Annotated in this window: 19 protein-coding genes and 1 pseudogene; 16 read left to right on the forward strand and 4 right to left on the reverse strand. The window is 47.4% G+C overall.

The annotated features are described in order from the left end of the window. Positions 1-696, reverse strand: a pseudogene (locus tag HMPREF0645_RS13835) (translocation/assembly module TamB domain-containing protein); the annotation flags it as partial. A 163-nt stretch (positions 697-859) separates the two neighbouring features. Between HMPREF0645_RS13835 and HMPREF0645_RS06925 the strand changes: the two are divergent. The 15 genes from HMPREF0645_RS06925 (at position 860) to HMPREF0645_RS14210 (ending at position 15,177) form a co-directional block, all read left to right on the forward strand. Continuing rightward, on the forward strand, positions 860-2,212 hold the full coding sequence (locus tag HMPREF0645_RS06925; RefSeq protein WP_007174215.1) for a Na(+)-translocating NADH-quinone reductase subunit A: 1,353 nt from the start codon (positions 860-862) through the stop codon (positions 2,210-2,212). Between the two features lie 42 nt (positions 2,213-2,254). Continuing rightward, positions 2,255-3,415, forward strand: a complete 1,161-nt coding sequence (locus HMPREF0645_RS06930; protein WP_007174216.1) for an NADH:ubiquinone reductase (Na(+)-transporting) subunit B — start codon at positions 2,255-2,257, stop codon at positions 3,413-3,415. Between the two features lie 12 nt (positions 3,416-3,427). Further along, complete coding sequence (gene nqrC, locus HMPREF0645_RS06935; protein WP_007174217.1) at positions 3,428-4,129, forward strand: NADH:ubiquinone reductase (Na(+)-transporting) subunit C; 702 nt, start codon at positions 3,428-3,430, stop codon at positions 4,127-4,129. A gap of 5 nt (positions 4,130-4,134) precedes the next feature. Further along, complete coding sequence (locus HMPREF0645_RS06940) at positions 4,135-4,767, forward strand: NADH:ubiquinone reductase (Na(+)-transporting) subunit D (protein ID WP_007174218.1); 633 nt, start codon at positions 4,135-4,137, stop codon at positions 4,765-4,767. 2 nt (positions 4,768-4,769) lie between these two features. Further along, the gene (gene nqrE, locus HMPREF0645_RS06945; RefSeq protein WP_007174219.1) at positions 4,770-5,378 is read left to right on the forward strand and encodes an NADH:ubiquinone reductase (Na(+)-transporting) subunit E; all 609 of its coding nucleotides are present in this window, start codon (positions 4,770-4,772) and stop codon (positions 5,376-5,378) included. A 16-nt stretch (positions 5,379-5,394) separates the two neighbouring features. Then, on the forward strand, positions 5,395-6,660 hold the full coding sequence (gene nqrF / locus HMPREF0645_RS06950; RefSeq protein ID WP_007174220.1) for an NADH:ubiquinone reductase (Na(+)-transporting) subunit F: 1,266 nt from the start codon (positions 5,395-5,397) through the stop codon (positions 6,658-6,660). A 590-nt stretch (positions 6,661-7,250) separates the two neighbouring features. Next, positions 7,251-8,321, forward strand: a complete 1,071-nt coding sequence (locus HMPREF0645_RS06955) for an agmatine deiminase family protein (RefSeq protein ID WP_007174221.1) — start codon at positions 7,251-7,253, stop codon at positions 8,319-8,321. 69 nt (positions 8,322-8,390) lie between these two features. Beyond that, complete coding sequence (locus tag HMPREF0645_RS06960) at positions 8,391-9,278, forward strand: carbon-nitrogen hydrolase (RefSeq protein ID WP_044123356.1); 888 nt, start codon at positions 8,391-8,393, stop codon at positions 9,276-9,278. 190 nt (positions 9,279-9,468) lie between these two features. Continuing rightward, positions 9,469-10,104: a TetR/AcrR family transcriptional regulator gene (locus HMPREF0645_RS06965; RefSeq protein ID WP_007174223.1), complete on the forward strand. Its 636-nt coding sequence runs from the start codon at positions 9,469-9,471 to the stop codon at positions 10,102-10,104. A gap of 163 nt (positions 10,105-10,267) precedes the next feature. After that, entirely contained in the window at positions 10,268-11,833 is a 1,566-nt protein-coding gene (locus HMPREF0645_RS06970) for an acyl-CoA carboxylase subunit beta (protein ID WP_007174224.1), read from the forward strand. A 36-nt stretch (positions 11,834-11,869) separates the two neighbouring features. Next, positions 11,870-12,019: a hypothetical protein gene (locus HMPREF0645_RS13840; protein WP_007174225.1), complete on the forward strand. Its 150-nt coding sequence runs from the start codon at positions 11,870-11,872 to the stop codon at positions 12,017-12,019. Between the two features lie 6 nt (positions 12,020-12,025). Beyond that, positions 12,026-12,463: a biotin/lipoyl-containing protein gene (locus tag HMPREF0645_RS06975; RefSeq protein ID WP_007174226.1), complete on the forward strand. Its 438-nt coding sequence runs from the start codon at positions 12,026-12,028 to the stop codon at positions 12,461-12,463. A gap of 198 nt (positions 12,464-12,661) precedes the next feature. Next, entirely contained in the window at positions 12,662-13,477 is an 816-nt protein-coding gene (locus tag HMPREF0645_RS06980; protein ID WP_007174227.1) for a glycogen/starch synthase, read from the forward strand. Positions 13,478-13,519: 42 nt separating this feature from the next. Continuing rightward, positions 13,520-15,049, forward strand: a complete 1,530-nt coding sequence (locus HMPREF0645_RS06985; protein WP_007174228.1) for a DUF4270 domain-containing protein — start codon at positions 13,520-13,522, stop codon at positions 15,047-15,049. Further along, positions 15,049-15,177, forward strand: coding sequence for a hypothetical protein (locus tag HMPREF0645_RS14210; protein ID WP_007174229.1), 129 nt, complete (start codon positions 15,049-15,051; stop codon positions 15,175-15,177). Before HMPREF0645_RS06985 ends, HMPREF0645_RS14210 begins: the two co-directional genes overlap by 1 nt. A gap of 77 nt (positions 15,178-15,254) precedes the next feature. Here the strand turns inward: HMPREF0645_RS14210 and HMPREF0645_RS06995 are convergent, their stop codons facing one another. From HMPREF0645_RS06995 to HMPREF0645_RS07005, 3 genes are all read right to left on the reverse strand, one after another. Further along, positions 15,255-17,798: an ATP-dependent helicase gene (locus HMPREF0645_RS06995; protein WP_007174230.1), complete on the reverse strand. Its 2,544-nt coding sequence runs from the start codon at positions 17,796-17,798 to the stop codon at positions 15,255-15,257. A gap of 93 nt (positions 17,799-17,891) precedes the next feature. After that, positions 17,892-18,611 (reverse strand): monofunctional biosynthetic peptidoglycan transglycosylase, encoded by a 720-nt coding sequence (gene mtgA, locus HMPREF0645_RS07000; RefSeq protein ID WP_007174231.1) that lies wholly within the window; start codon positions 18,609-18,611, stop codon positions 17,892-17,894. A 64-nt stretch (positions 18,612-18,675) separates the two neighbouring features. Beyond that, entirely contained in the window at positions 18,676-19,344 is a 669-nt protein-coding gene (locus HMPREF0645_RS07005) for an OmpA family protein (RefSeq protein ID WP_007174232.1), read from the reverse strand. A 193-nt stretch (positions 19,345-19,537) separates the two neighbouring features. On the opposite strand from HMPREF0645_RS07005, the gene proS reads away from it, so the two are divergent. Further along, entirely contained in the window at positions 19,538-21,019 is a 1,482-nt protein-coding gene (proS, locus tag HMPREF0645_RS07010) for a proline--tRNA ligase (protein WP_007174233.1), read from the forward strand. Positions 21,020-21,239 lie beyond the last annotated feature (220 nt).

Genomic DNA, 21,239 nt, shown 5'->3' on the forward strand with positions numbered 1-21,239 from the left:
GGATAGGTTCAATCCACTCAACAAAGCCCGATGCCTGTTAGCCACCAACTTAAAAGCAAGCGACTTGATGTTTAGGCCCGAAGCCTCTGTAAATGAAATCCTTTTGAGTTTGAGATTGATGGAATCATCCCGCAATGCATTCAAAATAATATGAGAACTCAGATTCTTGACATTGAGATGATGCGTGTCAAACGATTGCTTGCGAGGCTTGTCAAGTTGATTCCAACAGATATTCCCACGTCTGATAATCAAACTCTTAAGCTCCAAATCCAACGGTTGATGATTTAAAGTATCCTTAGAAGCAAGTGAATCGAGTGCAAATTGGAAGTTGGGCTTGCTTTGAGCGGTCTCCTTATAAAAATTGGCTTTCATGCCAAAAAGCTGTGCAGAAGTAATAGAGATACGACCTTGGAGCAGGGATATCAGGTCTGCTTTGACCGAGATGCGTGTGGCTTGCAACATATCATGCCCCTTCATGTCTTGGATATTAACATCATCAATAATGATTCTGTTAAACAATCCTAAACTCGCACGCCCCATATCTACCCTTGTGTTTAGCTTCTGAGACAGTACATCGGCTATCTGTGACCCCAAATGCGACTGTACCACAGGCAAGTTTACAAGGAGCAAAGCGATCAAACACAGGCTCACAATAGCCCATATAAGAACGTTAATGCTATGTTTTATCGTTTTCAATTGGCATGCAAATTTAAAAAAATTGAGTTCAAATAGGAAATAAAAGCGTGGTTTTTATCTCATTTATGTTATTTTTGAGTAAATTTGCATCGACAAGCGGATTAGGCTTCTCGAAGTTAGTACATTAAACATTATATTATCAATTTACAATTATGGATTTTCTATGGCAAATGTAATTAAGTTGCGAAAAGGCTTGAAGTTAAACTTGAAGGGGAAAGCCAGAGAAAAGAAATTATCGACACAGGACTCTCAGGAGTATGGTTTAATGCCCGAGTTTTTTGTTGGCATTACTCCAAAAGTAGTTGTTAAGCAAGCAGATCATGTGCTTGCCGGCGAACCCCTGTTTGTTAACAAAGCTTGTCCGGATGTCAAATTCTCATCCCCTGTAAGCGGAACGGTTACCGAAGTGTTGCGGGGCGAGCGTCGCAAAGTACTTTGCGTGAAGATCAAAGCAGACGAGCATCAGGAGTATCACGATTTTGGAATCAAGGATATTGCGTCGCTAACTGCTGATGAGGTAAAGCAATCATTGCTCGACGCCGGTCTTTTTGGTTATATCAACCAGCTGCCATACGCAGTTTCTACCACTCCGGACACTACTCCTAAAGGCATATTTGTATCTGCTTTGCGTGACATGCCTTTGGCCGGGGATTTTGAATTTGAGCTTCAGGGCAATGAGCAGGCTTTCCAAGTGGGAATCACTGCACTGTCTAAAATTGCTCCGATATCTCTTGGCATTGGAGCAAAACAAAACGCAAAAGCACTTACTGAAATTCGGGATGCAACAGTAACGGTTTTTGATGGAGACTGTCCGGCCGGCAATGTTGGCGTCCAGATAAACCATTTGTCCCCGGTCAATGTAGGCGAAGTTGTTTGGACCGTTGATCCTTCGGCCGTAATTTTCTTCGGGCGCCTGTTCCTGACTGGCAAAGTAGACTTGCGCCGCACCATAGCGATAGCCGGGAGTCAGATAACCGAGGCAGCTTACACCGATGTGCTTGTGGGCACGCCGCTTGCCGACATCCTGAACGGGAGGCTTATTCAGTCTGATCATATTCGCATTATCAACGGCAACCCCCTCACGGGTTCCGTCGCCGAGCTTGGTGACTATCTTGGCGCCCATACATCTGAGGTGACGGTTATTCCCGAAGGAGACGACAAGGACGAGATGTTGGGATGGATCTTGCCACGCACAAATGACTTCTCGACCTCACGCAGCTATTTCACTTGGTTGCAGGACAAGAACCGTGAATATGACCTCGATGCCCGCATCAAGGGTGGCAGGCGACATATTATCATGAGTGGTGAGTACGATAAAGTACTGCCCATGAATATCTACGGTGAATTTCTTATCAAGTCGATTATTGCAGGAGACATTGACAAGCAGGAGCAACTTGGCATTTACGAGGTAAGCCCGGAAGATTTTGCCGTGGCTGAGTTCGTCGACTCCTCCAAACTCCCCCTGCAAAAAATTGTGCGAGAAGGGTTAGACATTCTCCGCAAGGAAAATGCGTAATCTTTCTTTTTCTATAAGCATATAAATTATTAATTTGCAACAATGAGTTCATTAAAGAAATATTTTGAAGGCATCAGACCTCACTTTGAGGAAGGTGGCAAGTTCCACGCTTTTCAAAGCATGTATGATGGATTCGACACATTCCTGTTTGTGCCCAATGCGACATCAAAGTCAGGAGTGAGCATCCACGATGCCATCGATTCGAAACGTATCATGAGCTTGGTGGTTATCGCGTTGATACCGGCATTGCTCTTTGGTATGTATAATGTGGGCTACCAGAATGCCCTGGCAGCAGGCGGATTGTCTGAAACAGGATTCTTCGCTCTGTTTTTCTACGGATTTTTAGCTGTGCTGCCAAAGATTCTTGTCAGCTACATTGTAGGTCTGGGCATTGAGTTTGCTTGGGCACAGTGGAAAAAAGAGGAAATCCAAGAAGGTTTTCTCGTGTCGGGTATTCTCATACCGATGATTATTCCTATCAACACCCCGTTATGGACACTTGTCCTGGCCGTAGCTTTCTCAGTTATATTCTGTAAAGAAATCTTTGGCGGAACGGGTATGAACATTTTCAATGTGGCCATTGCCGCACGCATGTTCCTGTTCTTTTCTTATCCCAGTCAGATGACTGGCGACACGGTCTGGGTGGCACAGAAGTCTATTTTCGGTCTGGGCTACACACTCCCCGATACATTCACGGCTGCCACCCCATTGGGCGAGATGGCTGTTAACCATGTTCCCGCAGCATCTCTGGCCGACATGGTGTATGGTTTCATCCCCGGTTCCATTGGCGAGACGTCCGTCATTGCCATTGCTTTGGGTGCCATCTTGTTGTTGTGGACAGGCATCGCAAGCTGGAAAACCATGCTCAGCGTCTTCGTTGGCGGCATTGTCATGGCTTTGATATTCACAGCAACCGGAACGAACACAACACCGTGGTATGAACATCTCGTGCTGGGAGGTTTCTGCTTTGGTGCCGTCTTCATGGCCACCGACCCCGTCACATCAGCACGTACTGAGGTCGGCAAGTGGATTTACGGATTTTTTATCGGTGCCATGGCCATTATCGTTCGTGTTATGAACCCCGGTTATCCGGAGGGTATGATGCTTGCCATCTTCTTCGGTAACATGTTTGCACCGCTCATTGACTATTGCGTGGTAGACTCCAACATTTCCAAACGTGCCAAGCGTGCTGCAAACAAATAAAGAGGACAAGGTATGAAAACAAATTCAAATTCTTATACTATTATTTATTCTGTTGTCTTGGTGGTTATTGTTGCCCTATTGTTGGCCGTGGTATTCCAAGCCCTCAAGCCACAGCAGGACATTAATGTGGCGCTCGACAAGCAAAAGCAGATTCTCTATTCTTTGAACATCCGCGATCTTGACGATGCGTCGGCAGCAGCCAAATACAAGGAAGTGGTTGTGGCAGATCGGATTATTGATGAGAACGGAACGATTGTCGAGCCCGGAACCCAAGGCGGTACGTCTGCTGGATTCAAACTTAACTCTGCTGACTATAAGTCTGGCCGACTGGCACTATTTGTCTGCAATGTAGATGGCCAAACCAAATATGTTATACCGGTTTACGGTATGGGATTGTGGGGGCCAATCAATGCTTTCGTGGCATTAAACGAAGACAAAGCTACCGTTTATGGTGCATATTTCAATCATGAGGGAGAGACCGCTGGTCTGGGAGCTGAAATCAAAGACAACCTGAAATGGCAACAACAGTTCCAAGGCAAAAAACTCTTTAAAGAAGGCAACAACACTGACATTGCGTTGGCTGCCGTCAAGAAGATTGACGACCCTGCAACACAGGTGGACATGGTTACCGGAGCCACGCTCACATCCAATGGTGTCACCGATATGTTTAAGGAGGGATTCGGTAAGTATATGAAATTCTTAAATGAAAAATAAAGACTATGGCATTATTTTCAAAACAAAATAAAGAGGTACTGGGCGCCCCGCTCAGCCTGGACAATCCCGTCCTCGTCCAGGTGCTTGGCATCTGTTCTGCGCTGGCTGTGACATCGCAGCTTAAGCCAGCCGTTGTGATGGGACTTGCCGTAACCGTTATCACGGCATTCGCCAATGTGATTATTTCGCTCATTCGCAAGACCATCCCCATGCGAATCCGCATCATCGTACAATTGGTGGTGGTGGCTGCCTTAGTTACCATCGTGAGCCAAGTGCTCAAGGCCTTTGCCTACGATGTGAGCGTGCAGCTTTCGGTATACGTAGGCCTAATCATCACCAACTGTATCCTGATGGGTCGCCTCGAGGCGTTTGCCATGATGAACAAGCCGTGGCCGAGTTTCCTTGACGGAATCGGCAACGGATTGGGCTATGCCCTCATCTTGGTCATCGTGGGCTTTTTTCGCGAACTTTTAGGCCGTGGAACACTCTTCGGCTTTCAGGTTCTACCCCAAAGCTTCTACGACTTGGGCTATATCAACAACGGCATGATGACCATGCCGGCCATGGCACTGATTCTCGTAGGATGTGTTATCTGGGTTCATCGAGCTTATTTCTATAAAGAAGAGGACAATAAATAATTATGGAACATCTCATTAGCTTATTCTTCAGGTCCATCTTTGTGGACAATATGATTTTCGCTTTCTTCCTCGGCATGTGTTCGTTCCTTGCCGTCTCCAAAAATGTGAAGACCTCATTCGGGTTAGGAATGGCCGTGACATTTGTGTTGCTGGTAACAGTCCCCGTAGACTACATTCTGCAAACCAAAGTGCTCGACCCAATGGGGCTATCCTATCTGAGTTTCATTCTTTTCATTGCAGTTATTGCCGGTATCGTACAGATCGTAGAGATGGTGGTGGAACGCTACTCGCCATCGCTTTATGCCTCGCTGGGTATCTTCCTCCCTTTGATCGCCGTAAACTGTGCCATCATGGGAGCATCGCTCTTTATGCAGCAGCGCATCAACATGGACCCTGCAAGCTCGCAGTATATCGGATCGGTTCTCGATGCCGTGGTCTATGCTCTTGGCTCCGGACTGGGCTGGCTGCTGGCCATTGTCCTGATGGGCGCAATCCGTGAAAAGATGCAATACAGCGACGTACCCAAACCGCTTCAGGGGCTTGGCATTACCTTTATTACGGTGGGGCTCATGGCCATGGCCATGATGTGCTTCTCCGGTCTTAACATATAAGAAATACGATAAGAACATGAGTTTTATATTAAATAGTGTCGGAGTATTTTTGGTGGTGATACTTTTGCTGGTCATCATCCTGCTTGTGGCTAAAAACTACTTAAGCCCCAGCGGCAAAGTTAAAATTACCATCAATGACAAAAAAACCATAGAAGTATCACAGGGCGACAGTCTGCTGTCCACGCTCAATGCCAACGGTATCTTCCTACCCTCTGCCTGTGGAGGCAAGGGCAGTTGTGCCCAATGCAAATGCCAAGTGCTCGAGGGCGGTGGTGAGATTCTGGACTCAGAAAAGTCGCACTTCACCCGCAAACAAATCAAGGAACACTGGCGTCTGGGCTGCCAGACCAAGGTAAAAGGAGATTTTCGTATCAAAATTAACGAATCGATACTGGGCGTTAAGGAGTGGGAATGCACCGTGATTTCCAACAAGAACGTATCTTCTTTCATCAAAGTGTTCAAGGTGGCTCTTCCTCCAGGCGAGCACATGGACTTTATACCGGGGTCGTACGCACAAATCAAGATTCCTGCCTACGACAGTATCGACTATGACAAAGACTTCGACAAAGAGCTTATTGGCGAAGAATACATAGACGCTTGGAAGAAATTTAACATCTTCTCTCTCAAGGCAAGCAATCCGGAGGACACCGTCCGTGCCTATTCCATGGCCAACTATCCTGCCGAGGGCGATGTCATCACGCTGACCGTTCGCATTGCCACCACGCCCTTCCTGCCACGTCCGCAGGTGGGCTTCCAGGACGTACCGTCAGGCATCGGGTCGTCTTATATCTTCAGCCTGAAACCGGGAGACAAGGTTCTCATGAGTGGCCCATACGGTGATTTCCATCCACACTTCGACTCCAAAAAGGAGATGATATGGATCGGCGGTGGCGCAGGGATGGCTCCGCTGCGTGCCCAGATTATGTATATGACCAAGACATTGCATACCACAGACCGTGAGATGCACTTCTTCTATGGTGCACGTGCACTGTCAGAAGCCTTTTTCCTGGAGGATTTCTGGGCATTGGAGAAAGAGTTCCCCAATTTCCATTTCCACCTTTCACTCGACCGTCAGGATCCTAAGGCCGACGCGGCCGGAGTGGATTATTACACAGGCTTTGCTGTGAATTGCATTCGTGACACTTATCTGAAAAACCACGAAGCCCCCGAAGACTGTGAATACTATCTCTGTGGACCACCTATGCTGATCAAGACCGTTACCGAATATCTCGACTCACTTGGTGTGGAAAAGGAGAGCATCATGTTCGATGACTTTGGATAATGATATTCAAGTATCAACACGTCTCATCAAATCTTGACAAAAGCCGCTGTAATTCAGCGGCTTTTGTCATATAATAACCGCAACCATCTCATAAAAATCATCCAACCTATATTTTTCTTGACAAACACCTCTTAATGCTTCGCGTATTTAAAAACCAAGATGCCACAGTTCGAAATTCCCAAAATTTGGCAACTTTCATAATTGTTTAATAATCAAACTATTAGTAAAAACAACTACACCGGCTCCCGGTTGTCCGCCTGCGGTTACTATCTAATGGCAACACCATTCGGCCTTCGAGAGCCCACGACGAAACTCTAATCACCTTGTGGTTAGAGTTTCGTCGCAGTGCCAGAAGGCTGCAACCGCAGAATTTCTCAATTTTATCGTCGCCCGCCTCACCATCCGACGGTCTGATCATGGCGCCTTTTCTTCCAGATGTACTCAAAAATAATGTCCGGAATTTGATAACAATATTTTACAAAAGCAATCGTGAATGCGAAAAAAAAGAAATAGAGTCCCTACTTCCAGAGAAATTCAGTATTTTTGCAACTCAGTAGTCAGCACGAATATAACCCACCAAGACCATCACTATGACATGGCGTAACAACTATAACGACTTCAGACTGCCGGCCGAATGGGAACACCAGGGCAGCATGCAACTGACATGGCCACACGACAACACGGACTGGAAACCCTATCTGTCGGAAGTAACAGAAACTTTCTTGCAACTGACCAAGGAAATTGCATCAAGACAAAAACTGGTCATCGTGACACCGGCAGAAGACAGCACCCGCACTGCCATAGAAAAGCGGTGGGGCAAGAATTTGCTGGCAAACATCGTTTTTTTCGAGTGCGACACCAACGATACCTGGGCACGCGACCATGCCCCACTGACCATCACCTCGGAACACAGAACATACGGCGGGTTCAAAACCAACCACCTGCTGGATTTCAAATTCAACGGTTGGGGCGAAAAATTCGGTTGGCAAAAAGACAATGCCATCAACATTCAACTCTACTATGCCGGATATTTCGCGGGAGCATTGGAAAACCACACCGACTTCGTACTTGAGGGGGGAGCGGTCGAGAGCGATGGGCAAGGCACCATCATGACCACCACATCATGCATGATGGCATCACAACGAAACCAACCGCTCTCCCAAAAACAGATTGAGGATCGGCTACTCAATTATTTCAATGCCAAACGCATTCTATGGATTGAGCATGGAACGCTGATAGGCGACGACACTGATGGGCATATCGATACCATTGTACGTATGACACCGGGCGACACCCTCGTCTATGTGGGATGTGACAACAAAGATGATGAACAGTATGCCGACTTTATGGCTTTGGAAGAACAGCTTGAGACACTGACCACGATCAACGGCAGTCCATATCGCCTGTTGAAGCTACCCATGCCCAATGCCATGTACTATGATGGGGAGCGGTTGCCAGCCACTTATGCCAACTTTGTAATTCTCAACGGAGCGGTTATCGTACCCACCTACAATCAACCGGAAAACGACAGACTGGCCTTAGGCGTTATCAAGCAGGCCTTTCCCGACCGGGAAATCATAGGGATAGATGCTTCTGTCGTAGTGCGCCAACACGGCTCACTCCATTGCCTCACCATGCAATACCCGCACGGAGTGTTTTAACATCACGGTGTACCAAATCTGTTAATAGCAAAGTTCACTACCAATATCAACATGCAAACAACAAAACAAATGACAATCAAAATAGGCCTACTCCAGCTGCACAACGTGGCGGACGTGAAAGAAAATATACACAGGCTTGACACGGAAATCCGAAGTTTGGCGAAGCGCGGCGCACAACTCATCGTTTTGCAAGAGTTGCACAACTCGCTATACTTCTGCCAGACCGAGAATGTTGACCTTTTCGATCTGGCCGAACCCATCCCCGGTCCTTCAACCGACTTCTTCGGCAAAATAGCCCGCGAGTGTGGTGTGGTTATCGTAACCTCATTGTTTGAGAAACGAGCTCCCGGACTCTATCACAATACAGCCGTGGTGATGGAAAAAGACGGTTCCATTGCCGGCAAATACCGAAAGATGCATATTCCCGACGACCCGGCATACTACGAGAAATTCTACTTCACTCCGGGCGATCTTGGCTTCCATCCCATAGACACGTCAGTGGGCAGGCTTGGCGTCATGGTATGCTGGGATCAGTGGTATCCTGAGGCAGCCCGACTCATGGCCCTGCAGGGAGCTGAAATTCTGATCTACCCTACAGCCATCGGATACGAATCGAGCGACAGTGCCGAGGAACAGGAACGCCAACGCGAGGCCTGGACCACAGTGCAGAGGGGGCATGCCGTAGCCAACGGCATACCCGTCGTAACGGTGAACCGCGTAGGATTCGAGCCCGACCCAAGCAAACAGACCCAAGGCATCGAGTTTTGGGGATCAAGTTTCGTTGCCGGGCCACAGGGCGAACTCCTCTATCGGGCATGCAGCAACGATGAGGAAAGCAGGGTTGTGGAAATCAATTTGAAGCACAGCGAACAAGTGCGCCGATGGTGGCCCTTCCTCAGAGATCGCAGGATAGATGCCTACAAAGACATCCTGAAGCGGTTTATAGACGGAGAATAAGTCCCAAGTCAGGCCATCCGCACAGACTTTCAATGTAAGAAAAACGAATTACGCCTTGGATGACAGCTGTCTAACACTTGGCGAGGGCAAACGTAAGAACGCCTCCAAAATATAAAAACTATTAAATAAAAATGAGTTTTTATATTATTTTTGTATCTTTGTAGTCCATTTAGTTGGGAGAAACAAGCCTATGTATAAATCAAACACGCCGACAGAATACAGGCAGGAACTGCGTCAAAGAATACTTAAAACCGCCTCGATAGAATTCAAGGCCAAGGGAGTGAAAGCCGTAAAAATGGACGACATCGCCAACATTCTGTCCATTTCCAAACGCACCATGTATGAGATATACAAGAACAAGGAACAACTGTTGATGGAAGCCGTCAAGGAAGATCATAGAAACTTCGAAAGTCAAATGCAGGCTTACGTCAACAGTGGTAAGCGGCACGTGATAGATATCATACTCGAATTTTATCAATTGAAGATGCAGAGCCTGTCGGGTGTAAATCCCATCTATTATACAGAACTGCACCGGTATTCTGATATTACGAAACTGATAGAGCAAAAGCACCATCAACATCGACAAAACGCCCTGTTATTTTTCAAGCAGGGTGTTGAGGAAGGGTATTTCCGTCCGGATGCCAACTACGAAATACTAAGTAAAGTGAGCGATGGCACCCTGAACTACATCATGGAAAATCAACTGTACAAACAATACGACCCACAAGACATTTTCTGCAACGTCATCATGCTGTTCCTGCGCGGAATGTGCACACTGAAGGGCATCAGCGAATTTGACCGTCAGATGACAGAAAAGGATAAATAACACCCTGATGCACATTAAGATATAAGACACGGCGTGTGACAGACAATGATTGTTTGTCACACGTTTTATAAATAGCAATATTTTAAGTTATTATCATATCTTTGTCGATTTTTATTCGTACTTTTGCAACCTATAGATTAACAAAAGAACAACAAGATAAATTATGAGTAAGCAAACAGAAAAGATTAAAGAGCTTGTTGCCAAGCGCGAGAAAGCTCGCCTCGGAGGTGGCGAAAAGGCCATCGAAAAACAGCATGCCCGTGGCAAATATACTGCTCGCGAGCGCATCGAGATGCTTGTAGACAAGGACAGTTTCGAGGAGTATGACATGTTCAAACTCCACCGCTGCCATAATTTCGGTATGGAAAAGAAGCAAACCTTGGGCGATGGTGTTGTGACCGGCTCGGCCACGATTGAAGGCCGGCTTGTATATGTATATGCCCAAGACTTCACCGTAAATGGTGGGTCGCTTTCTGAGACAATGGCTCAAAAAATTTGCAAGGTAATGGATATGGCCATGCAAAACGGTGCCCCGATCATCTGCATGAACGATTCCGGTGGTGCCCGTATTCAGGAAGGAATCTCTGCTCTGGCAGGCTATGGGGAAATTTTCGAACGCAATATTCTTGCCTCGGGTGTAATTCCGCAAATCAGTGCCATTCTCGGCCCGTGTGCAGGCGGTGCGGTTTACTCTCCGGCCCTGACCGACTTTATCCTCATGACCGAAGGAACAAGCTATATGTTCCTCACCGGACCAAAGGTTGTGAAGACCGTTACGGGCGAAGATATCGACTCCGAACATCTCGGAGGTGCAAGCGTGCATGCCAGCAAGAGTGGCGTGACCAGCCTCACGGCAAAGACAGAAGAGGAGGCCATGGAGATGATCAGAAAGCTACTGAGCTACATTCCGTCCAACAACACCGAGGAAGCTCCGCGTGTGGAATGCACCGACCCGGTAGACCGTAAGGAAGACTTGCTGAACGACATTCTGCCCGACGACCCCAACCAGGCATACGATATGTACAAGGTGATAACCGCCATAACCGATAAGGGTGAGTTCTTTGAAGTGCAACCGAAGTTTACCAAGAACATCATCACCGGCTTTGCCCGCTTCAACGGTCAGAGCGTGGGTATCGTGGCCAATCAGCCCGCCGCCTATGCCGGCGTGCTCGACGTGAATGCAAGCCGCAAGGGTGCACGCTTCGTGCGCTTCTGCGACGCTTTCAACATCCCAATCGTAAGCCTTGTGGACGTGCCCGGCTTCTTACCTGGAACAGGTCAAGAATACAATGCCGTTATCCTGCATGGTGCGCAGTTGCTCTATGCCTACGGCGAGGCTACCGTGCCCAAGATTACCATCAATCTGCGTAAGAGCTATGGCGGCTCACACATCGTGATGGGTTGCAAGCAGCTCCGTGCTGACCTGAACTTCGCCTGGCCAACTGCCGAGATTGCCGTAATGGGCGCATCGGGAGCCGTTGCCGTACTTTGTGGCAAGGAAGCCAAACAGGTTAAGGAAGAGGGCGGCGATGTCAAGGCCTTCCTCGCAGAGAAGGAAGACGAATACACGGAGGCATTCGCCAATCCCTACCAAGCTGCGAAATTTGGCTATATCGACGATGTGATCGAGCCGCGGAACACCCGCTTCCGCATCTGCAGGGGTTTGGCACAGCTGGCCAACAAACGTCAGGGACTGCCCGCCAAGAAACATGGATGTATGCCCATGTAATGGAGCGTTATCAATTTGAATGAGGAATAAACAAACATGGATAAGAATATATATGCAGCCATTGCCATGGCACTCTTCGAGTATCAAGGCAACAATGTACATGACAGGGAACCGGGCATCATCACCATCAAGCCTAAGCAGACCATGTGGAATGCCAAGTTCCTCTCATTTACCGCTAAACCATAAGGAATAATGAAAGAGTTTAAATATTTAATTGACGGGAAAGAGTACAAAGTCGAGATCGGTGACATCAACGAAGAGACTTGCATGGCAAATGTCCAAGTGAACGGCGAGGCATTTGAAGTAGAGATGGAAAAGCCGGCCGAACCCGAGAAAAAGAAAGTGGAACTGGGCAAGCTCGTAGCCGAAGATGCCGAAGGAGAAAATTCCCAAACCTCCACAGCCAATGTAAACACAGCCAACGCTGTTAAAGCTCCGCTGCCTGGCACCATCACAGCCATCAATGTGAACGTAGGCGACGAGGTGAAAGCAGGGGATGCACTCCTTGTGCTCGAAGCTATGAAAATGGCCAACAACATTGAGGCAGAGAAGGATGGAAAGGTAACAGCCGTTTGTGTCAAGGTAGGTCAGAGCGTTATGGAAGACGAGCCCTTGGTTGTCGTGGAATGAGAAAGGATCTTGACTCTCCACACAAAAGAAAAGACTGGGGTTGGAGCATTAGACACATGTAGGCCGTGTAGGCTCCATTCTAACTTCTATCAGTTTCAAATATGCTTGGTTTTGTGTGAAATCATGCAAAATCAAGTATATTCTCAATAAAAATCAGTACCTTTGTATGCAATATATTAATGTAAGGATAAATATACAATGGTCAAGAAAAAGGTTTTATTCATAAATCAGGAGATTGCTCCTTATGTGCCAGAATCGGAAATGTCTACCATGGGGCGAGACCTTCCTCAGAAGATGCAGGAAGGGGGATTTGAAATCCGTACTTTCATGCCCAAGTGGGGAGCCATCAACGAAAGAAGGGGACAATTACACGAGGTTATACGCCTGTCGGGCATGAACTTGGTGATTGATGATACTGACCATCCGCTGATTATAAAAGTAGCAAGCATTCCCGTTTCAAGACTTCAGGTATATTTCATCGACAATGAGGATTATTTCCTCCACCGTCAGGCGATGACTGAAGATGAGACCGGAGCCGAATACCCGGACAACGGAGAACGTGCCATATTCTTTGCACGTGGTGTCTTGGAGACGGTCAAGAAACTTCGCTGGAGTCCAGATATTGTGCAATGTCAGGGATGGATGTCGGCAGTGATACCTCTCTATATCAAGACAGCCTACCGTGAAGACCCCTCCTTTGCAAAGACCAAGGTGGTTACATCCTTGTTTCACAATCAGCTGAAAACATCGTTAGGCGATAATTTCAAACGATGTGTGGAGTTCAGGAATGCTAAGGCCGAACTCCTGAAACCCTACGCAGAAAAGTTTGATTTCATGGAATTGGGCAAATTGGCTATCGACTACAGCGATGGCGTAGTGGAAGCCGGGCAGGATGTAAACAAGAAACTCATGGACTATGCAATTTCCAAAGACCTGCCCTTCATGGCAAACCCTGGGGATGACTATGCCAAAGCCTATGAGGAGTTCTATCATAAAATCCTTGATCAAAAGTAATCATATACATTTTTGCTAATTAACTTTACACGATCCTCGTACATGAACTCAAAGCTTCTTGTGAGCATAGCTCTCGTCTGTTTCGCCTTTATGGCATGCGATGATACAACTGACAACATAGGTGCATCACTGACCCAAAGCAACGATGGCGTTTCCGTTCAGGCTGCTACGTTCGATGTAGTAAGCCAGTCTATAAAAGCTGATTCGGTATTGTCTCGCAATGTTACCGGACATCTCGGTAAAGTGAGAGATCCGGAGACGGGTGCATACGTCACCGGTAACTTCATGGCGCAGTTCAATAATGTCGAAGGCTTTGATGTCTTCCCTCCGCTCGACCATTTAGTTACATACGATTCCGATGGGAAACCGACCTATGGAAACAAGGGAATAATCATGGCCGACTCCTGCGAGCTTAGACTTTTTGTCAAGAATTACTACGGGGACGATAAGCAAAACATGAAGATCACGGCTTACGAGATGGACAAGCCGATGAATGAGAACCGATTGTACTACAGCAACTTTGACCCCATAGAGAAGGGTTATATCAGGGACAACGGCATCCACCTTGACAAAGTGTACAACCTTACAGACTACAACATATCGAAAAATGAGCGGGACAGCATGGCATACAAGACGTATATCACGCTCAAGCTCAATGATAAATACACCGATAGAAACAATAAATCGTACACGAACTATGGGTCATACATACTTCAAAAGTACTATGACAACTCCTCATACTTCAAGAATGCACTGACATTCAGAAACCATGTAGTGCCGGGATTCTACTTCAAGTTAAAGAGCGGATTAGGCAATATGGCTGACATCACGTCCTCGCAACTGAATGTTTATTTCAAGTTCAAAACCAAATATGCATACGTAGACTCTACAAGTGGCAAGGCGATCAAGATGTATCGAGACACGGTATATCGGCAAGTGGCCGTATTCTGGGGTACGGAAGAAGTGCTCCAAACGTCTAATATTATCAATGATCCTCAAACCATTGACAAGCTTGTTGCCGATGAAAGTTGCACCTATCTGAAGACGCCGGCTGGTATTTTCACAGAACTGACACTTCCTGTAAACGAAATTATGCAGGAGCACACCAATGATTCCATCGTATCAGCTAAAATAATCATACCACGTCTGAACAACAAGGTGGATAGCAAATATGCCTTGAATGTGCCCCAGAACATACTGATGGTGCCAAAGGATTCGCTCTATTCTTTCTTTGAGCAAAACAAGTTGTATAACAACAAAACATCATATCTCGCAACGTGGGCATACAAGGATCCCACGCATGCGAAAGACAACAGCTATACATTTAATAATATTGCTGGGCTCATTGCAGCCATGAACAACAATAAGGGCAAGTCCGAGAATTGGAACAAAGTAGTCTTGGTTCCTGTGGCTCTTGCAACCACAAAGACTTCATCGGCTACTGGATCAGGGACAACAACCACCATTACCAAGTTGAGCAACGAGATGTCGCTGACCAGCACGCGCCTAATGAAAGGAACCGAAAAAAACAGTCCTATTAAAATTAGCGTCATATACAGCAGGTTTAAGTAATGGCGGACAATTTCCTGGAAAAGCATAGGCAAGACTATGAAATACGAAAGGCGGCTTGGCTAAAGAATAAAAAACGGATGCCAAGAGTAAAACGTCAACTCGAAAGACCCGTTGACGAAAGCCTTTAAAATTACAAATACCACAATGCCTCTCTGAAATCTCCATACAAATGAATTTCAGAGAGGCTTTGCATTGGGTTCAGCATTTATTCCACAATATCAAATCGGGCAAATTTCAACAGCAGTTGCTTCCTTCCTGTAGCATCAAATTCTACTGTGGCCTTTGCATTCTCGCCCGTCCCTTCAACGTTAATCACCGTGCCTCTGCCGAAGCGATGGTGTTCAATGATATTTCCTTCTTTCAGTCCGGAAGGAGTCTGGGTAGACGTATGAATACCCTGTGAAGACAAGTTTCCCAACGATCGATTCTCGGTAGGCGCTGTCCTACCGCCGTTAGTCATGGCTTTTGACACGCGTTTCCATCTCCCACTCTGCTTCAATCTCTCCTCAAATGCTGGCGAAAAAGGATTAATAGCCTGTTCGGGACGGCGAGAAGCCGTTTCTTTAGGCTTAGGATCGGCCATAAACTGACCCGCCACTGGACGTGAATTTTGTAGCCTATCACTCCTTCGGCTGAATCCACCACCCCACTGCCTTGACCTGGCATACGGCTGGTTTAACTCAACATCCTCATCCCACGGACGACAAATGTCCTCATCATCATCGTCAAACCAACGACCAGACATACGTCTACCCTCAGTTCGAACCGTCATATACTTGGGGTCTATATCATTGAGAAAGCGACTTGGATTCACAAAAGCATCCATCTTCCCATAAAGCCATCGCGAGTGCGACCAAGTGAGATAGCAATGCTTTTCTGCTCGCGTGATGGCCACATAAAGTAGTCTGCGTTCTTCCTCCAACTCCCTTGGCGTACCCGATGACATGATACTCGGGAATATATTCTCCTCCATTCCGACAACAAAAACGGTTGGAAACTCCAGCCCTTTGGCCGAATGAATCGTCATCAGCGTCAGTTTATCACCGTTACCATCATCAGAATCCACATCGGTCATCAGCGAAACTGTCGAAAGATAATCGGCAAGTCCTGCATATTCTGCTTGGTCATCCTCGCGCTGTCCTTGTACAAAGTCAGCAATTCCCGACACCAGCGCATCCACATTCTCCCTCCGGCTGTCTCCCTCCGGACTTTTGTCAGAAATCAAATCGGCCTTAATACCCGACTGTTCAATGATCTCATTTCCCAATGTAAGAGCGTCAGACGTTTTACTTTTCGTTATAAATCCTTCTATCAGTGCTTGAAACGACGAGAGTTTGCTCAACGTACCCTTGTTCACATCCAATTGATAAACATGCGGATTACAAACTACTTCCCATAAGCTTACTTGATGTTGCTGGGCGGCAGCTATAATCTTTTGCAAGGTCGTATTACCGATTCCCCGTGCAGGGTAATTGATTATTCGGCGAAAAGCTTCCTCATCACTGGGGTTAACAACCAATCGAAAATAAGCAATGATGTCCTTGATCTCCTTGCGTTGATAGAAACTCAAGCCCCCATGAATGCGGTAGCAATTTCCCATTCCCACTTCGGGCTTGCGCATTTCATCCTCAAACGTTCGACTTTGTGCATTGGTACGATACAAGATAGCAAAGTCACTCCATCGGCAACTTTCCTCTTTTTTGATGCGCTTGATTTCCTGACACACCATTGCGGCCTCCCGCTTATCTGAAACAGTCTCAAAAACGGTCACTTTTTCTCCCTTCTCATTCTTACTGTACACATCTTTGAGAATCTGTCTCGAATTGTGCTTCATCAATGAGTTAGCAGCTGCCACGATGAGCTGTGTGGAGCGATAATTCTGCTCCAGCTTAAACAACTTCGCTCCGGGATATATCTTATTAAAATTCAGTATATTGTCGATTTTCGCCCCGCGAAATGCATAAATACTCTGATAATCATCTCCCACAACACAAATTCGCTGTTGCTCCTTGGTCAGCAACGTCACAATCTGCTGTTGGGCAAAGTTGGTATCTTGATACTCGTCCACCAAAACATATTGGAACTGCCCAACATACTTCTTCCGAATAGCCTCATCATTTTTCAACATTCGGTAGGTAACCGTCAGCAAGTCATCAAAATCCATCGCATTGGCCTGTCGCAGTCTCTGCTGATATTCTGCATAAACTTTATAGGTTTCGGGCATGTTCCGATGTCGGTCACGGCTTCTCTGGTCTCCATCTTCAGCATATTGGCTCGGCATACAAAGCCTATTCTTTGCCATCGAAATAGCAGAATGAACAGCAGCAGGTTTATAACATTTATCGTCTAACCCCATCGCCTTAACAATATTCTTGATGAGCGACCGTGAATCCATCTCATCGTATATGGTGAAGTCAGACCCATAACCTACGTTCCGCGCCTCCATACGTAGTATCTTTGCAAAGACAGAGTGAAACGTTCCCATCTGCAGGTATCGCGCCCGCTCCATACCCACCAACTGTCCAATGCGCTGTTTCATCTCCTTAGCCGCCTTATTGGTAAATGTCAGCGCCAGTATATTCCATGGCTTCATGCCATGATGTTCCAGGAGCCAGGCTATTTTATAGGTAAGCACACGCGTTTTCCCGGCTCCCGCCCCCGCGATGACCAGCTGTGGTCCGTCGCAATATTCCACGGCTTCCCGCTGACTGTCATTGAGTTGGGCAAGGAATTCCTGTTCTGTTTGCATTGTATATCGTATTTTTGGTTATAGAGGACATCTTTTCCAAACCATGATTCCATGACATGACTTCCTCGTCCTCACATCTCCCTTCTTGTCATTTTATTGATAAGTATTCCCCACAGCTGTACGAGGATCATAGTCTTCGCCCTCCTTGGGGAAAGAAGGAATAAATCGCATGTTAGCCATAATCTGCCGTTGACGCAAGTGCATGTACGCACTGGGAGTCTTCGACGAGTATCGTCTGGGGTTAGGCAGCGTGGCTGCAATCAGCGCACATTCCTTCCGGGTTAAGTCACGCGCCGATTTTCCAAAGTTATACGTTGCACAGGCCTCAAGCCCATAGATGCCGTCGCCCATCTCTATGGAGTTGAGATAAACTTCCATGATGCGCTGCTTACTCCAGGCTAACTCTATCAAAGCCGTGAAATATGCCTCAAAACCCTTTCTCACCCACGAGCGTCCTGGCCAGAGAAACACATTTTTTGCAGTTTGCTGGCTGATGGTGCTGGCTCCGTATTTTTTTCCTCTCCCATTCTTCAAATTCCGCTTGGCGGCGGTTCCAATCGCATCGAAATCAAACCCATGGTGCAACAGGAAGCGCGAATCCTCACCTGCCATCACTGCCACAGGCATGTGTGGTGTCATTTCTTCAAGCGGAACCCAACGGTGATGCAGGGTAAGGTTGCCGTTCTCCACACACCGAATGACCATCAACGGTGTGAGGTAAACAGGAACAAACCGATAGGCTACCACCGCCAATATCGTTGAAGCAAAGAAAAGGCACAGTGTCCACCTAACGAAATTCCTCAGTATTTTCATGCCAAAAGGGGGATGTCGGTCTTATACCCACATCCCCTGTTGATTTTTTTATCGTATGTTTTGATTAATTCAGCGTACCGGCGTTGGCAGCGTCGATCATAGCCTGAGATGCATAGAGATACACCTCCACGCGGCGGTTCACCTTAGATACTCTCTTGTTCTCGATTTCATCCTGGCTACCCTTGCCTACAACGTTCTGCATCTGTGTGTTGCTCACACCGCACGAAGACAAATAGTTGGCCACGCTCTGTGCGCGCTTCTGGCTCAGGGGCACATTAATGGCATCGTTGCCCGAACGGTCGGTATAGCCATAAATGTCTACGTGGCAGCTCGAATTTTCCTTCAACACATTCGAAAACTTAGCCAGCTCCTTCTTGCTGGAAGAATTCAAAGTCGCCTGGTTGAGATCAAACAGGATACCGGAATCGAACGTCACCTTCACGGCCTTCAGTCCGTTGGCATCGGTCACTTCCTCCACCTTGGCATTCTTCACCTGGGCAGCAGTCTCTGCGGCCACCTTATCCATGTGCTTACCGATGAGTGCACCCGTCCCGGCACCAACGGCACCGCCAATAGCTGCACCAACAGCCGTATTTCCTGAAATCTTACCGATAATTCCACCAAGCACTGTTCCTGCACCCGTACCGATCAATGTACCGGTACCTTGCTTCGTTGAGCAGCTGCAAACAGCAAGCATACACAACCCCATTGTTGCAATTTTAAAACTTTTCATAATCGTCTTTATATATGTAATTGTCTATCTGCAAAGATAATTCTTTTTTGTAAGGAAACCTTATTATCCTCGTTTTTTTTAGTAACTTTGCGACAAAATTAAGCAAAACGTCACGTCGTTGCAACGGGAAACTCCTACTTGATGATAGGATTTTCCCTACAAACAAGATCAAACATCAAGATAAAAAGATAAAATGGCTAAAGAATTGAAAGATTTAACCAAGCGCGCTGACAACTACAGTCAGTGGTATAACGACTTGGTCATGAAGGCAGACCTTGCCGAAACCTCACCCGTTCGCGGATGCATGATTATCAAACCCTACGGCTATGCCATCTGGGAAAAGATGCAGGCTGCCCTCGATGGCATGTTCAAGGCTACCGGTGTACAAAACGCTTACTTCCCCTTGCTCATCCCCAAGAGCTTCTTTGCCAAAGAGGCCGAGCACGTTGCAGGCTTTGCCAAGGAGAGCGCCGTGGTAACTCACTACCGCCTCAAGGGCACTGAAGACGGCAAGGGCATCGAGGTAGACCCCGAGGCCAAGCTTGAGGAAGAACTCATTATCCGCCCAACCTCCGAGACGATGATTTGGAACACGTACAAGAATTGGATTCAGTCGTACCGCGATCTCCCTATCCTCTGCAACCAATGGTGCAACGTCATGCGCTGGGAAATGCGCACGCGTCCCTTCCTACGCACCTCAGAGTTCCTATGGCAAGAGGGGCACACCGCCCATGCCACAGAACAGGAGGCTCAGGAAGAAGCCCGGAAAATGCTCAAGGTGTATGCCGATTTTGCCGAAAAATGGATGGGCGTACCTGTTGTTCAGGGGGTAAAGAGCGAGACCGAGCGCTTTGCCGGCGCACTCGACACCTATACCATCGAGGCGATGATGCAGGATGGCAAAGCTCTGCAGAGCGGTACGAGCCATTTCTTAGGGCAAAACTTTGCCAAGAGTTTCGACGTAACCTTCCTGAATAAAGATAACAAACCCGAATATGTCTGGGCAACAAGCTGGGGTGTTTCCACCCGACTGATGGGTGCCCTCATTATGGTTCACTCCGATGACAACGGCTTGGTGCTTCCCCCCAAGCTCGCCCCTATCCAGGTGGTCATCATTCCCATCAGCCGGAACAACGAGCAGCTCGAAGCCATTTCGGCCAAGCTCAAACCCGTCATTGACAAGTTTGCCTCACTGGGCATCAGCGTGAAATATGACGACTCCGACAACAAGCGTCCCGGCTTCAAGTTTGCCGACTACGAGCTGAAGGGCGTACCCGTGCGATTAGTGATGGGTGCCCGCGATCTGGAAAACGGCACCATCGAAATCATGCGGCGCGACACGCTTGAAAAAGAAAATGTTTCTTTCGATGGCATTGTGGAACGTGTGCAGACCATGCTCGACGACATCCAGAACGGCATCTTCGAGAAAGCACGCAAATATCGCGACGAACACATCTACGAATGCGAAGACTACGACGAGTTCAAGGAACGTATCAAGGACGGCGGCTTCTTCCTCTGCCATTGGGACGGCACAGCCGAGACTGAGGCCAAAATCAAGGAAGACACTCAGGCCACCATCCGCTGTGTGCCCTTCGGCATAGACCAGACCGAAGGTGTTGACATGGTGAGCGGAAAGCCTGCCAAACACCGCGTCATCATTGCGCGTGCCTACTAAGTCGGTAGTAGTAGCGTCAACCTGTTTTCTGACGATGGCAACCTGCCGGACATCGTCCCATCCAATCCACAAAACGTTCCTGCGTTTTGTGGATTTTTATTTGTCGGCAGTCCCACCACAAGTCATCTCTGCCATCCCCATTCCCGCCCCGCCACCATTTTACCGTTTGTTTTCTTGCATATATCAATAAATTTTACGAATATTGTATCGCATTTGTCAA

The sequence above is a fragment of the Hallella bergensis DSM 17361 genome, from assembly GCF_000160535.1.
In the GTDB taxonomy this organism is placed as follows: domain Bacteria; phylum Bacteroidota; class Bacteroidia; order Bacteroidales; family Bacteroidaceae; genus Prevotella; species Prevotella bergensis.

What these genes read in the sequence shown, in the direction of transcription:
- HMPREF0645_RS06925 (WP_007174215.1), top strand. Translation starts at nt 860, where the DNA reads ATGGCAAATGTAATTAAGTTGCGAAAAGGCTTGAAGTTAAACTTGAAG.
- HMPREF0645_RS06930 (WP_007174216.1), top strand. Translation starts at nt 2,255, where the DNA reads ATGAGTTCATTAAAGAAATATTTTGAAGGCATCAGACCTCACTTTGAG.
- nqrC (WP_007174217.1), top strand. Translation starts at nt 3,428, where the DNA reads ATGAAAACAAATTCAAATTCTTATACTATTATTTATTCTGTTGTCTTG.
- HMPREF0645_RS06940 (WP_007174218.1), top strand. Translation starts at nt 4,135, where the DNA reads ATGGCATTATTTTCAAAACAAAATAAAGAGGTACTGGGCGCCCCGCTC.
- nqrE (WP_007174219.1), top strand. Translation starts at nt 4,770, where the DNA reads ATGGAACATCTCATTAGCTTATTCTTCAGGTCCATCTTTGTGGACAAT.
- nqrF (WP_007174220.1), top strand. Translation starts at nt 5,395, where the DNA reads ATGAGTTTTATATTAAATAGTGTCGGAGTATTTTTGGTGGTGATACTT.
- HMPREF0645_RS06955 (WP_007174221.1), top strand. Translation starts at nt 7,251, where the DNA reads ATGACATGGCGTAACAACTATAACGACTTCAGACTGCCGGCCGAATGG.
- HMPREF0645_RS06960 (WP_044123356.1), top strand. Translation starts at nt 8,391, where the DNA reads ATGACAATCAAAATAGGCCTACTCCAGCTGCACAACGTGGCGGACGTG.
- HMPREF0645_RS06965 (WP_007174223.1), top strand. Translation starts at nt 9,469, where the DNA reads ATGTATAAATCAAACACGCCGACAGAATACAGGCAGGAACTGCGTCAA.
- HMPREF0645_RS06970 (WP_007174224.1), top strand. Translation starts at nt 10,268, where the DNA reads ATGAGTAAGCAAACAGAAAAGATTAAAGAGCTTGTTGCCAAGCGCGAG.
- HMPREF0645_RS13840 (WP_007174225.1), top strand. Translation starts at nt 11,870, where the DNA reads ATGGATAAGAATATATATGCAGCCATTGCCATGGCACTCTTCGAGTAT.
- HMPREF0645_RS06975 (WP_007174226.1), top strand. Translation starts at nt 12,026, where the DNA reads ATGAAAGAGTTTAAATATTTAATTGACGGGAAAGAGTACAAAGTCGAG.
- HMPREF0645_RS06980 (WP_007174227.1), top strand. Translation starts at nt 12,662, where the DNA reads ATGGTCAAGAAAAAGGTTTTATTCATAAATCAGGAGATTGCTCCTTAT.
- HMPREF0645_RS06985 (WP_007174228.1), top strand. Translation starts at nt 13,520, where the DNA reads ATGAACTCAAAGCTTCTTGTGAGCATAGCTCTCGTCTGTTTCGCCTTT.
- HMPREF0645_RS14210 (WP_007174229.1), top strand. Translation starts at nt 15,049, where the DNA reads ATGGCGGACAATTTCCTGGAAAAGCATAGGCAAGACTATGAAATACGA.
- HMPREF0645_RS06995 (WP_007174230.1), bottom strand. Translation starts at nt 17,798, where the DNA reads ATGCAAACAGAACAGGAATTCCTTGCCCAACTCAATGACAGTCAGCGG.
- mtgA (WP_007174231.1), bottom strand. Translation starts at nt 18,611, where the DNA reads ATGAAAATACTGAGGAATTTCGTTAGGTGGACACTGTGCCTTTTCTTT.
- HMPREF0645_RS07005 (WP_007174232.1), bottom strand. Translation starts at nt 19,344, where the DNA reads ATGAAAAGTTTTAAAATTGCAACAATGGGGTTGTGTATGCTTGCTGTT.
- proS (WP_007174233.1), top strand. Translation starts at nt 19,538, where the DNA reads ATGGCTAAAGAATTGAAAGATTTAACCAAGCGCGCTGACAACTACAGT.